Origin of the sequence: Streptomyces sp. NPDC093064, assembly GCF_044754605.1 — a bacterium.
In the GTDB taxonomy this organism is placed as follows: domain Bacteria; phylum Actinomycetota; class Actinomycetes; order Streptomycetales; family Streptomycetaceae; genus Streptomyces.
This window is the reverse complement of sequence record NZ_JBIVPK010000017.1, coordinates 21,311-33,896: the sequence shown is the minus strand read 5'-3', so window position 1 is coordinate 33,896 and position 12,586 is coordinate 21,311. Positions and strand designations below refer to the sequence as shown.

At 69.4% G+C, this 12,586-nt stretch carries 9 protein-coding genes; all 9 read right to left on the bottom strand.

The genetic code is table 11. The features are described 5' to 3' along the window. Positions 1–866 precede the first annotated feature (866 nt). The gene (locus ACIQFZ_RS21460; protein ID WP_402691902.1) at positions 867–1,919 is read right to left on the bottom strand and encodes a PP2C family protein-serine/threonine phosphatase; all 1,053 of its coding nucleotides are present in this window, start codon (positions 1,917–1,919) and stop codon (positions 867–869) included. 628 nt (positions 1,920–2,547) lie between these two features. Beyond that, positions 2,548–4,719: a glycosyltransferase family 39 protein gene (locus ACIQFZ_RS21455; RefSeq protein ID WP_402691901.1), complete on the bottom strand. Its 2,172-nt coding sequence runs from the start codon at positions 4,717–4,719 to the stop codon at positions 2,548–2,550. After that, positions 4,716–6,188, bottom strand: coding sequence for a glycosyltransferase (locus ACIQFZ_RS21450; RefSeq protein ID WP_402691900.1), 1,473 nt, complete (start codon positions 6,186–6,188; stop codon positions 4,716–4,718). Before ACIQFZ_RS21450 ends, ACIQFZ_RS21455 begins: the two co-directional genes overlap by 4 nt. 14 nt (positions 6,189–6,202) lie before the next feature. Then, entirely contained in the window at positions 6,203–7,816 is a 1,614-nt protein-coding gene (locus ACIQFZ_RS21445) for an ATP-binding protein (protein WP_402691899.1), read from the bottom strand. Then, complete coding sequence (locus tag ACIQFZ_RS21440; RefSeq protein WP_402691898.1) at positions 7,813–8,553, bottom strand: response regulator transcription factor; 741 nt, start codon at positions 8,551–8,553, stop codon at positions 7,813–7,815. Before ACIQFZ_RS21440 ends, ACIQFZ_RS21445 begins: the two co-directional genes overlap by 4 nt. Positions 8,554–8,691: 138 nt before the next feature. Continuing rightward, entirely contained in the window at positions 8,692–8,838 is a 147-nt protein-coding gene (locus ACIQFZ_RS21435) for a hypothetical protein (RefSeq protein WP_402691897.1), read from the bottom strand. A 357-nt stretch (positions 8,839–9,195) separates the two neighbouring features. Further along, positions 9,196–10,140: an amidohydrolase family protein gene (locus ACIQFZ_RS21430; RefSeq protein ID WP_402691896.1), complete on the bottom strand. Its 945-nt coding sequence runs from the start codon at positions 10,138–10,140 to the stop codon at positions 9,196–9,198. A 189-nt stretch (positions 10,141–10,329) separates the two neighbouring features. Further along, a complete protein-coding gene (locus tag ACIQFZ_RS21425) occupies positions 10,330–11,322 on the bottom strand; it encodes an alpha/beta fold hydrolase (protein ID WP_402691895.1) in 993 nt (330 codons plus the stop codon). Positions 11,323–11,408: 86 nt separating this feature from the next. After that, positions 11,409–12,377, bottom strand: coding sequence for an RNA polymerase sigma factor (locus ACIQFZ_RS21420; protein ID WP_383060419.1), 969 nt, complete (start codon positions 12,375–12,377; stop codon positions 11,409–11,411). Positions 12,378–12,586: the final 209 nt, after the last annotated feature.

The following is a 12,586-nucleotide window of genomic DNA, read 5'->3' as shown; positions in this document are numbered from 1 at the left end:
CAGAGAACGGTGTTGTCACTTCGCGACCCTGGTCGGATCGTCCCGGTCGGTGGTGCGGTCGGAGTCGTCGGCTGGTCTGGCCCGTATGCGCGGCGCCCGGCAGGAGGCGCCCTCCGAGCACCCGCCCCTCCTCCCACTCATCGCCCGGCTTGCGAAGAAGGGCGGGCCCACCCCAGCGCCGGACCCCCACCCAGCCCAGCACCAGACTCCTGCCACCCGACCATGAAGCCGACCACAAGCCCCAAAACCCCGAACATGACCCCCGCCACAGCAGCTCAGCGGATTGCGCAGCCCACCCAGCCGAAATGCGCAGGCCCCGAAGTCGCTGCACGTCAGCGTGCGCAGTGGCCCGGCCGGCAGGCAGTGCCCGACGGCCCAGGCTGCGCATCCCCCGTCCAGAAGGAGGCCCGCGCCACGGATACCGGGGAAGTGCGCATCCGATCCCGCAAGCCGGTTGGGGCCAGCCAGGCCGGAGCCTGTCTCCTTCCGGCCGCAGCATGGCAGGTGGGACGGCGGCCCCTGCCCAGGGCGCTGCGTGCAAGCGCCGCCCGAGCCTTGCGGTCCCGTCACAGCGCAAGGCATTACGACGCTAAAACCCCAGCACCCGACCTCGCCCGCTCGGCGCATCGGCCGGGTGAATGCGAAGGAAGCCAGAGCGCGGCTGCGAGAAACGAGGCTGAGGATCTCCTCCAACCCGCGGTTCGGCCGAGCAGCCTCGACCATGAGCCCGATCACGGCAGGTCAGCGCGCCGCGGCGGCACGAGCCGGGTCCGCCGGCACCGCCACCGTCCGGGCTGGCTGGCTGGCTGGCTAGGCACACCGCCGTCGTGGCCCAGTAGCAGTGCCTGGCGCTGTTGGGCGACCCCTCAGGTGCGGGAGCGAGTTTTGTGAGTGCCGTCGGACGCGTCCGGCAGGCGGGTAACGGCCAGGAGGGCGGCATCGTCGTCCAGGCGTCCTTCGGTGTACCGGGTCAGATCGGCGAGGAGGGCGTCCAGGATCACACCGGGGTCCGCTGGGAGGGGACGGGACAGGAATGGCACGGGATCGTAGAAGGCGCCGTGGCGGTCGCGTGCCTCCACCAGGCCGTCAGTGAACAGCACCAGGGTCGCGCCGTGCGGCAGGGTGTACCGATCGACCGGTACCCGGGTGCGGCCCAGGTCGCCCAGGCCCAGCGGCAGGGACGGGGCAGACGGCTCCAGCGGACTCGCGCGGCCCTGGTGGACGAGGAGCGGCGCCGGGTGTCCCAGATTGATCACGTATATGGCGGAGCCGTCGTTGGGGACGTCGATGAGGACAGCGGTGGCAAAGGATTCGGTGCCCTCCTCCTCGGCATCGACCCACTGCATGAGCTCCTCCAGACGGTCGACCACGTCCGTCAAGCCGGAGTCGTGAGCCGCGGCCTCGTAGAAGGCGCCGAGCAGCCTGTTGACGGTTCGGACCGCGCCCAGTCCCTTCCCCCGCACGTCGGCAATCATCATCCGAACGCTGTCGGGTGTGGGGTGGATGGCGTACAGGTCGCCGCCGATGGCAGCCTCCTTCGCGGCGGCCCGGTACCGGGAGGCCACGTCCAGCGGCCCGACCCGCTCGGGGGAGGCGGGGAGCACCGCCCGCTGGACAGCCTCGGCTACCTCACGGGTGTCCTTCAACTGCTTCCGGTCTTTGGCCATGACCTGGTTGAGGATCGCGGCCAGAACGGTCAGGATTACGACGCTTGTGAATCGAACGAAGTGTTCGGTAAGGGTGATGTTCTCCTTCGTGTATGCCAGGGATATCCCGATCAGCTGTGTCACTACGCCGGTAGCGATTGTGCCCGACAGCGAGTACACGGGGGCGGCCAGTACGGGAACGGCCGCCAGCAGCGGAAACACGCTGAATCCTGACGGGGTCAGTACATCGACGACGACCGCGACGAGGAGCACCGCGGCAGGCAGGAGAGAAGGCCATCGACTCCAGCCGACCAGAGATGTGCGGTCGCGTGTCATTACCCTGCGGTCCCTGTGCTCCTGAGCGGATCGTCATCGAGTCCCAGTCTCCGACGCGCCCCGACCCACAGCGACTGGACCAATCTCGTGCGTGTCCACATCAGCGACATCGGTGTCTGACACCGAACACAGAGGATCGGGGCGGTCGACGTCGGACGCACACCACATCTGATCAGGGGCGGAGAGGGGATCCGCCTGCATGAGCCAGGCGGTGTGATCAGACCGGGTAAGTGTGGCGTCCCCGGGCCGTCCGAGGCCACGCCCAACGGCAACCGGCAACCGGCAACCGGCAATGACAGACGAGCCGCAGCCGCCACCAAGGAAACCCCAGGTCAGAGCCCCCGAGCTGATCGCCGCACGAGGGCCCGGTTCCGCAGTCGGGTCGTAGCCGATGCCCGACGCACGTGAGGTCGCCCCCGACAGCCTCGTGGCCATCCCGCGGAGCCACTGCGACCTCTTGCACCTGCTGGTCAAGGCCCTCGACGCTTGGCTTGCGAACAGCACCGCACCCTCGATTCGGTGGCCCGGGCGGGCGTGCCCGGGCCACCCCTTCGGGGGCGAGTCCTCAGCCGGTGCTCGTCCTCTGCGTGAGGTCATAGAAGGTGGCCGCACCAGCCGTCACCTTCTTGAAGTTCTGCTCGACCCACGAGCTGGTCTGCGAGGAGACGTTGGAGCCGCCGTTGCTGTTGCCGCCGCCGAAGCCGCCGCTGGCGATGAAGTAGTGGATCCTGCCTGCCGCCACGTACTTCTGGAACTGCGCCAGCGTCGGGGAGGGGTCACTGCCGTTGAAGCCGCCTATCGCCATCATGGCTTCGCCGGTGGCGAGTTGGTAGGTTGCGGCGTTCTGGGACCCGATGGACGCGGCGACCCAGGTGTACTTCCGCGCGTCCTTCTCCAGCAGCTTCTTGGCTTCGGAGCCGACGTTCGTGCCGTTGAGCAGTCCGCCCGGGCCGCCGGCGCCGCCCGCGCGGCCCTCGCCCGTCCGGCCGCCGGGGAAGCCACCCTGCGGGTTCTGGGCGTTGCCGTTGCCGTTCTGCTGGTTCCGGCCGTTCGGGCCGGGCATGCCACCGCGGAAGCCGCCGCGCATGCCGCCACCGCCTGGACCGCCGCGGCCGCCCATCATGCTCGCGCCCGCCGGACCGGCCGTGACGATCGAGCCGGTGTGCCCCTGATTCACCGTGGTGAGCGTGTACGCGGCCGGACCCGCGAGCGAGGCCACGACGCTCAGACCCACTGTCGCGAGGGTGAGCCGGCGTCCGAGCCGGGCCACGAAGATCAGTCCGAGGGCGCCGACCAGACCGCCGACCAGAACGAGCCACTTAAGCCAGGGCAGGTAGGCGGGCGTGCGGTTGAGGAGCACGTAGCCCCAGGCCGCGGTCGCCGTGACGGCGCCCGCCAGCGTGAGCGACGCCCACATCCGCGACCGCTCCTCCCACAGGACCGTGACGCCCATGCCGACCAGCGCGGCGATGTAGGGGGCGAGCGCCACCGTGTAGTACTGGTGGAAGATGCCGGCCATGTAACTGAAGACGACCGCGGTCATCAACAGCGAGCCGCCCCAGGCGAGGAAGGACCCGAACGCCGGGTCCATCCGGTCCGTCCGCCCGGCCACGGGGGTGTCCCTGCTCAAGTGGAGTCGGGAGCGGGAAAAGGTCAGAGCCAGGCCCGCGACGAACAGGATCAGCGCGGCCGGCAGCAGCCAGGAGATCTGGGACCCGACCTCGGAGTTGAACATCCGGTCCCAGCCGGACTCACCCCACTGGCCGCCCATGTGACCGCCGCCCATGCCGCCGACGCTGCCGGTCTCGTCGCCGTTGATGCGGCCGAGGCCGTTGTAGCCGAAGGTCAGCTCCAGGAAGGAGTTGTTTTGCGAGCCGCCGATGTACGGGCGCGAGGACGCGGGCCACAACTCGACGATCGCCACCCACCAGCCGCCGGAGACGACCACCGCGAGGGCTGACAGGGCCAGCTGCCCAAGTCGCTTCCTCAGCGTCACGGGCGCGCAGACGCCGTACACGAGCGCGAGCGCGGGCAGGATCAGGAACGCCTGCAGGGTCTTCGTCAGGAAGGCGAAGCCGACGGCGACACCCGCCCACACCAGCCACTTGGTGCGACCGTCCTCCAGCCCTCGGACCACGAAGTAGACCGTGAGCGCCATCAGCAGCGCGAGCAGGGCGTCCGGGTTGTTGAACCGGAACATCAGCGACGCGACAGGGGTGATCGCGAGCACGGCGCCAGCGATCAGGCCGGCCGCGGGGCTGAACCGGCGCCGGACGGCCGCGTACACAACGGCAATCGTGAGGATGCCCATGACGACCTCGGGGACCAGGATCGCCCATGCGTCGAGGCCGAAGATCCGCACCGCCAGAGCCATCGGCCACAGCGCCGCCGGGGGCTTGTCGACGGTGATCGCGTTGCCCGCGTCCAGCGAGCCGAAGAAGAACGCCTTCCAGGACTTGCTGCCGGCCTGGACCGCCGCTGAGTAGAAGGAGTTGGCGTAGCCGGAGGCGCTGAGGTTGTACAGGTACAGCAGTCCGGCGGCGAGCAGCAGGCCGCAGAAGGCGGGGCGCACCCAGCACGGGTCCTCCGGCCGCCCGCGCCAGAGTCTGCGCGCGAACAGCTGCCGGGGCTCACCGGCCCCGGGTGCGGGGGCCGGCGGGGGAACGACCGGGGGCGGACCCCAGGAGTGGGGACCAGCGCCCCCCTGGTGGGTAGGCGGGCCGTAGTGGGTGGTCATCGGGAACCCCTCGGGTCGGTGTCGTGCGGACGCACCGGCTTGAATCGCACGGTCGTGTCTCCCCGGGTGGTGCGGTCCGAGGTGGCATCGACGCGGAACCGGTCCGTCTCATGCAGGTCCTGGGGCGCCGTGGGGTGCGGCTGGTACGGGTGGTCGTACGGGGCCATCGCCGTGGCGTGGGTGGGCGGGGTCGGTCCGTGGACCACGACGGGCGACGGGAGCGTCGAGCAGCGCCGGTCCGGGAATACCCAGGCCCTGTAGAGCAGGAACCGCAGCACCGTCGCCGCGAGGTTGGCGGCGATCAGCACCGCCAGTTCCGTGGAATGCGCGGGATGGCTGGTCGCCACGTTCAGGGCGGCCAGGGAGCCGCTGGTGAGGGCGAGGCCGATACCGAAGACGCCCAGGCCCTGCGCCTGATGGCGGACGGCGCCGTCCCGGCCGCGGACACCGAAGGTGAGCCGGCGGTTGGCCGCCGTATTGGTGATCGCCGAGACCAGCAGGGCGAACGCGTTGGCGATCTGTGCTCCCGAGATCTGCCGGAAGAGGCTGTAGAGCAGCAGGTAGAAGAGGGTCGACAGGCCGCCGACCACACAGAAGCCGACCAGTTGGCGGGCCAGGCCCTTGGGCACGATCGGTAGTTCCCGGTTGCGCGGATCGTCGCCGAACGGCCGTGTCAGCCGGTCCAGCGGCAGCGAACCGGTGACCAGTGCCTTGCCGATGCGCCACACGCCCTTGAGGTCGTCGGTCGCCGTCCTCACGATGTGGACCGTGGAGTCGGGGTCGTCGACCCAGTCGACCGGGACCTCGTGGATGCGCAGGCCCGCCCGCTCGGCGAGGACCAGCATCTCGGTGTCGAAGAACCAGTCGGTGTCCTCGACCAGCGGCAGCAGCACCTGGGCCACATCACGCCGGATCGCCTTGAAGCCGCACTGCGCGTCCGAGAAGCGGGCCTGCAGCGAGCCCCGCAGGATCAGGTTGTAGGTGCGGCTGATGAACTCCCGCTTGGCTCCGCGCACGACCCGCGAACTGCGGCTGAGGCGGGAGCCGATCGCAAGGTCGGAGTGACCCGAGATGAGCGGGGCCACCAGGGGCAGCAGCGCGTTGAGGTCGGTCGACAGGTCCACGTCCATGTAGGCGAGGACCGGGGCCTCCGAGGCGAACCAGACGGTGCGCAGCGCCCGGCCGCGGCCCTTCTGGTCCAACCGGATTGACGTCACCTCCGCGATCTCCGCCTCCAGGCGCGCGGCCCGCAGCGGAGTGGCGTCCGTGGACGCGTTGTCCGCGATCGTGATGCGGAACGGATACGGGAACGTGCGCATGAGGTGCTGCTGCAGCCTGAGCACACATGGGCGGAGGTCCTTCTCTTCGTTGTAGACGGGAATCACTACGTCCAGGACGGGCGTATCGGCTCCGGCGGCCGGGAGGTGCTCCCGCGCCGGCAGGGTGCCGGGAGAGGAATCGGTTCGCATGGAACCGACTCTTCTCAAACGTCCTGTTGTACCCGTGTGGTGGCGCTGTGGTGTGCCTGTGAGTACGGCTGCCGGTACGTTTCGGCAGCGGGCGCCGCCGCGTACGGAGTGAGCGTGGGCAGACGCACGGTGAACACGGTCTGCCCGGGACCACTGTCGGCGGTCACGGCACCGCCGTGCGCGGTCGCGACGGCCCGCACGATGGCCAGTCCGAGTCCGGTCGAGCCGGTGGACCGGGAGCGCGCGGAGTCGCCGCGTGCGAACCGCTCGAAGACGTGTGGCAGGAGATCGGGCGGAATGCCCGGGCCGTCGTCCTGGATGTCCACGCACAGCCATGGCCCGCGTCGTTGCACACGTGCGGTGACGGTCGTACCGGGCGGGGTGTGGGTGCGGGCGTTGGCCAGCAGGTTGACGAGCACCTGTTGGAGCCGTTCCACGTCGGCCGACACGAGCGCGGGCTCGTCGGGCAGTTCGAGCCGCCAGTTGTGGTCGCTCCCTGCTGCGCGCGCGTCGCTGATGGTGTCCACGACGAGTGGTACGAGGTCGGTCCGCTCGAACCGGAGTGGCCGCCCCGCGTCAAGCCGGGCGAGCAGCAGCAGGTCCTCGACGAGCAGGGTCATGCGCCCGGCCTCGGACTCGATCCGTCTCAGGGCGTGCCGAGTGTCCGGGCCGGTCTCCTCCCGTCCGCGTCTGGTCAACTCGGCGTACCCGCGGATGGAAGCGAGCGGCGTGCGCAGCTCGTGGCTGGCGTCTGCGACGAACTGCCTCACCCGCATCTCGCTCTGCTGCCGGGCGTGCAGGGCGCCGTGGACATGGTCGAGCATGCGGTTCAGCGCGGCCCCGACCTGTCCGACCTCGGTGTGCGGATCGGTCTCGGACTCCGGGACCCGCTCGTTGAGGGTCACCTCGCCGGCGTGCAGCGGGAGTTCGGAGACCCGGGTGGCGGTGGCGGCGACCTTGCGCAGGGGCTGCAGGGCGAGGCCGACGAGTACGGATCCGGCGATCCCGGCGGCGACGAGACCGGCCGCGGTGACGCTGACCTCGACGAGGATGAGGGTGTTGATGGTGTTGGTGACGTCCGTGGTCGGCACGGCCGCGTAGTAGCTGCCGTTGAGGCCAGTGCGGTATTCGACGCGGTACTGGCCCAGCCCGGGGATGTCCACGGTGTGCGGCTTGCCGTCCTTGGCGACGGAACCGAGCGCGGCGATCTGGGCCGTGTCGAGGGACCGCGCACTCGACTGGACGACGCCGTTGGCGTCCTTGTACCGCTTGCCGATCATGGCCTCGGTGATGCTGCTGTTGTCGACCTTCGCCGCGATGGTGTTCATCGGCTGGGGGCCCCGGGCCACGAAGTCCCGGAGCGTGGCCTTCGTGTTCTCGTGCTCGGGCAGCCCCTCCCTGGGCCCGCCCGGCCCGCCCATGGGCCCACCCGTCGTCCGCGCCGCCACCTCGCCCAGTTGGTTGTCCAGCTGCTGGTACAGGTGCTGGCCGAGTGCGATCGTCGTGACCGTTCCGATCACGACACACACCACCGCGATCAGCGCGGCCGCCGAGACGACGAGCCGTGTCCGCAGCGTGCGCGGCCCCCGTCCTCGCCTCTGCGTACGCGGCCGTCGCCGCTTGCTCATGACGTCGCGGGCTTGATCTGGTAACCCACGCCGCGCCGGGTGTGGATCATCGGCTCTCGTCCGGCGTCGATCTTCCGCCGCAGGTAGGAGATGTACAGCTCGACGACGTTGGCCTGCCCGCCGAAGTCGTACGACCACACATGGTCCAGGATCTGTGCCTTGCTGAGCACGCGCCGCGGGTTGCGCATCAGGAAGCGCAGCAGTTCGAACTCGGTCGCCGTGAGATGGATGTCCTCGCCGGCCCGCGACACCTCGTGGCTGTCCTCGTCGAGGGTGAGGTCACCGACGACGAGTACGGACTCGGAGCAGCGGTCAGCGGCCCCGGACCGCCGGATCAGCCCACGCAGCCGGACCACGACCTCTTCGAGGCTGAACGGCTTGGTGACGTAGTCGTCCCCACCTGCGGTCAGGCCTGCGATGCGGTCCTCGACGGCGTCCCTCGCGGTGAGGAACAGGACCGGCACGTCAGGTAGTTCCTGCCGCAGCCGCCTCAGGACGGTCAGGCCGTCAATGTCCGGGAGCATCATGTCGAGGACGACGGTATCGGGCCGGAACTCGCGCGCGCTCTGAATCGCGCCCTGTCCGTCCCCCGCACTGCGGATCTGCCAGCCCTCGTAACGGAGGGCCATGGACAGTAGTTCGGTGATCGACGGCTCGTCGTCCACCACCAGCACTCGGACGGGGCTCCCGTCCGGCCTGAGCAGTTCGGTGCGCCCCTGGGGTGAGGTCGTGGTCATGGTGGATACCTTGTCGGCATCCCCTGAGAGCACGCTTGCACCAATCTGTGATTCTCCTGAGGAATGAAGCTTCCCCGTGACCTTGGACACTCGATGCTCATGCCACGAGGGCGAGTTCTCGTTCGAGGCGCTGTCGGGTCACCAGCGGGGTGAGGGGGTCTCGACGAAAGCGGAGATGTCCGCGCGGGCGCTGGCCCGGTCGGGCCAGCGGCAGGTCCCGATTTCCTCCTTGAGTAGTGCGAAGAACGACTCGACGGCGTCGAAGCATGGGCCGGTGCGGCCCATGCCACACCGCAGTCCCAACTGACCTATCTCACACCGGGGTTCGTCCCAGGTCAGCGACATCGCTCTCGTTGGAGGAGGTGCTGCGGTCGGTCGATCCGGCCCGTCGTCGTGCCGGTTTGAGGAGCACGCCGGCGGCGGCCGTCAAGCGGGCTGCGCCAGGCGCGCCGTCAGGACGCGAGCCCGGGCCTGCTGGACCGCTCCCGCCTGGGAGGCGGCGAAGCGGACCCCCTGCCAGTTGGGTGCCCGGGCCCGTATGCAGGCACTGGCAGGGTGCCCGGGCCCGTATGCAGGCGCGTCCCCACGCCGATCCAGTCTGCGCCCGTGGTCGTGAGGAGTGCTGGAGCTGGGAAGACCAGATCACTGGCCGATCTTCTCCGGGATGTTGGGGAACAGGCACCGGGCGTTGGTGTAGCCGATCCGGAGGCGGTCGTTGTCGCTGATGGCGGCGTTGTCGAACCAGTCGGAGGCCTCGCGCATGGACTCATACGGGTAGTCGCTGGAGTACAGCACCCGGTCGACGCCCATCTCGGCCAGGGTCGCGTTGAGCGTCTGGGTGTGGAAGTTGCCGCTGGTCGTCACGTAGAAGTTGTTGAGCAGGTAGGAGCGCAGTGGCTTCTCGAACTTGATCAGGTCGCCCATCGCGGCCGCACGGTGGGAGATACGCCACATGTTGAACGGCAGTGTCTCGCCCAGATGCCCGAGGATGACCGTGAGCTTGGGGAAGCGGTCGAACAGGCCGCTGGTCATCAGACGCAGCGCGTGGGTGGAGGTCTCGACCGTGAACGTCCACACCGCGCCGAACAGCTCCGGATGACCCTCGTAGATCCCCTGATTGCCCGCCAGCGGGTCACGCGGGTGCAGGTAGACCGGCACGCCCAGCGCCTCGACGCGCTCCCAGAACGGCAGGAAGCGCTCGTGGTCGTAGTACCAGCCGGTGTCGGCGTCACCGATGCTGGTGAAGCCGTTGACCAACGCGCCGTGGAACCCGAGTTGGGTCACGCAGCGCTCCAGCTCGGCCGCGGCCGCGGCCGGGTCCTGCAGGGGCAGGGCGGCAAATCCGCCGTAGCGGGTGGGGTGGGCGGCCACGACCTTGGCCAGTTGGTCGTTGGCGGCCTGGGCCCGGGTGACAGCCTGACGCGGGAAGTCGATACCGGCGGCGTCCATCTCTCCCAGCCGCTCCGCCCCCAGATCGAGCAGACGCCGGTTGATCTCCCTCATGTTCTCAGGGCTGACGTACTCCGGGACCTCGTCGCTGAAATCCGGAAGGTTGAAGTGCTCTTCGAGCGCAATCTTGCCGGACATGCGGACGCTCCCTGGTTCGTCGTGAATCTCTGTCAGAATTTGCCTGATATTAGGTCAAAGTGGACACCACGAGGGCCGATTGATCATCCGTCCTGGTCAGGCGGCATGTTGGTACTCGTGGAGGTTTCCGCCGAGCCGGCCTCGTCGGCGTCCTCCCAGATGTCTGATCTGCGCTGGTTCGTTGATCGGTCAGGGGAGGGATCGCAGCGGCGCGGCTTGGCTTACCGGCTGACACCCCGGCCGGTAAGTCGACGGAGGCTGGATGAGGTCTGTGGTGTGGCGGGCGACGAAGCCGGCCACCGTCTGGGCGAAGACCTGTGGTTCCTCGAGGTGGCCGAAGTGACCGCTGTTCTCCAGTACCAGCAGGTCCGATCCCGGGATCAGCGCGTGCAGATCTTTCGCCCAGCGCGTCCCGCAGATGAAGTCATGCCGGCCGACGACGACCAGGGCGGGTACGGCGAGCGTGGCGAGGGCCGTGCGGTCGTCGACCGGGTCCGGGGCAAGGTTCTCGTCCAGACCGGAGATGTGCGTCGCCGTCACGGAGGCACGCAAGGAAGCGAACTCTTCCTGCCGGCCCCAGTAGTCGGCGAAGTACGCGGGAAGCAGCATCCTGGCCGCCTTGGTCATCCCCGCGTCGTCCGAGATCTCGGGGAGTGCTTGGAAAGCCGCAATGATCCCGGGGAGTTCGGGGTGGTTGGCGTGGCGCTCGACGTACGCCGCCACCCTGCGCGCGGCCTCGGCGGCGTGCTCGGGCCCCGTCACGGGGGAGCTTTCGTAGAGGATCACCCCGGCGATGCCCTCGGGGTGCCTCAGAGCGTGGTGCTGGACGACGAATCCTCCGTGCGAGTGGCCGAGGAGGTGGACTTGGTCGACGCCGAGGTGCGTGATGAGTGCGCCGAGGAAGCGGCTGTAGCGGTCGCGGGTGTAGCCGTGCGGGTGGGTGGGCAGCCGGCCGGAGCCGCCGGTGCCGATCGGCTCCGGGTACACAACAGTCAACTGCCGTTCCAGAGAGGGCATACGTAGGTACTCCCACGAGATGCCCGGCCCTCCGGAGTGCGCGACGCACACCGGTCCCGTGCCGTGGACTTGGTAGCGCAGCGGGATGCCGTCGATGTGGACGGTGTGCGTGCCGGTGGCCAGGGGGTCGGCCAAGGCGGTGAGTTCGGCGGAGGATGCGGTCACGGGGTCTCCGTTGCTCTGTCGGTGTCGATGACACCGACAGGACGCGGGAGACGGGAGGAAGTTCGATCCGGGTCATGTGACCCCGGTCACATTGGCGAGAGTGCTTGGATCGCCTGCACCGGTCTGGGGTGCACCAGCCGAAGTCGGTGGGGGCGGCCGGTGTCGTCCAGGGTCAGCAGCCAGGCCACGGAGGGCGGGCAGTGGTCGGGGTGGTCGGCGGGGTTGAGCAGCTCCATCTCCCAGATGACGACGGACCGCCCGGCCACGGCCTGTACGAGGCGCTGCCGTACGCCGACTTCGAGGTCGCCGTCCATTGCGCGTACGAGCAGCTCCCTGTCCCCCACGGGTTCGTTCCCCCGCAGCAGGAGGACGTCGGGCGACCAGCGTTCGGTGATCAGACGGCCGAAATGTCCGCGCTCGGCGGCGGCCAGTGTCTCGCCCGCCTCGATGTGACTGGCGCGCGTGCGCTGGGCGGAGTCGCCGTGCGGGGCGTCCGCGGTGACGGCGAGCGCGGCCGCGAGTTTGGACCGGCCCTGGTTGAGCCGGCTGCGGACCGTTCCGACCGGGACACCGCAGGCCTCGGCGATCCGTTCATAGGGCGTGACGCCAAGGCTGAAGTGGCGCAGCAACATGGGAAGTTGCAAGGTCGGGGAGAGCTGGTCGATCGCCTCCCAGATCCAGTCCCGCAGTGCATGCCGTTCCAGCTGGTGTTCCGGACCGGATTCGGCGGCGGGCAGGTCCAGATCGTCGATGGGCCGTGCGGGCACAGTGCCGCGCAGCAGGGAACGGCTCGCATTGCGCACGATCATCCGCAGCCAGGCCCCCGCAGCCGCCGGGTCTCGCACGTCCCCCACGCGCCTCAGCGCGGTCACGGCCGCGTCCTGGAGCACGTCGTCCACGTCGGGCCCTGGCCCCAACACGCTCAGCGCGACCGCGCGCATGCCGGCCCGGTGCCGTTCCAGCAGTTGTCCCAGGGCGGCGACGTCGCCCGCCTGCGCGGCCCGCGTGAGCGCCGCGTCCTCCGGACGTGAGATGTCGCCGGCGTTCCGGCTCATGGACTCCCCCTTTCCGACGCCGACCGTCGTGCTGCGACGGTACTGGTCGAAACGGGGGCGCCCGGGCCGTTTCGGTCAGCTCGGCGCGCGACGGTGGACGCCACGACTCGCCTGCACGCCGTCCGGCGGCACCGCCTGCTGAAGCAGGTCCCGGACGCGGCACGGATCGGCCGGCAGGTCACGGTCTGATAGCAGGACTCGTAGGAGCG

Coding starts and splice junctions, on each gene's coding strand:
- ACIQFZ_RS21445 (WP_402691899.1), bottom strand. CDS start 7,816: ATGAGCAAGCGGCGACGGCCGCGTACGCAGAGGCGAGGACGGGGGCCG.
- ACIQFZ_RS21435 (WP_402691897.1), bottom strand. CDS start 8,838: ATGGGCCGCACCGGCCCATGCTTCGACGCCGTCGAGTCGTTCTTCGCA.
- ACIQFZ_RS21450 (WP_402691900.1), bottom strand. CDS start 6,188: ATGCGAACCGATTCCTCTCCCGGCACCCTGCCGGCGCGGGAGCACCTC.
- ACIQFZ_RS21440 (WP_402691898.1), bottom strand. CDS start 8,553: ATGACCACGACCTCACCCCAGGGGCGCACCGAACTGCTCAGGCCGGAC.
- ACIQFZ_RS21455 (WP_402691901.1), bottom strand. CDS start 4,719: ATGACCACCCACTACGGCCCGCCTACCCACCAGGGGGGCGCTGGTCCC.
- ACIQFZ_RS21420 (WP_383060419.1), bottom strand. CDS start 12,377: ATGAGCCGGAACGCCGGCGACATCTCACGTCCGGAGGACGCGGCGCTC.
- ACIQFZ_RS21430 (WP_402691896.1), bottom strand. CDS start 10,140: ATGTCCGGCAAGATTGCGCTCGAAGAGCACTTCAACCTTCCGGATTTC.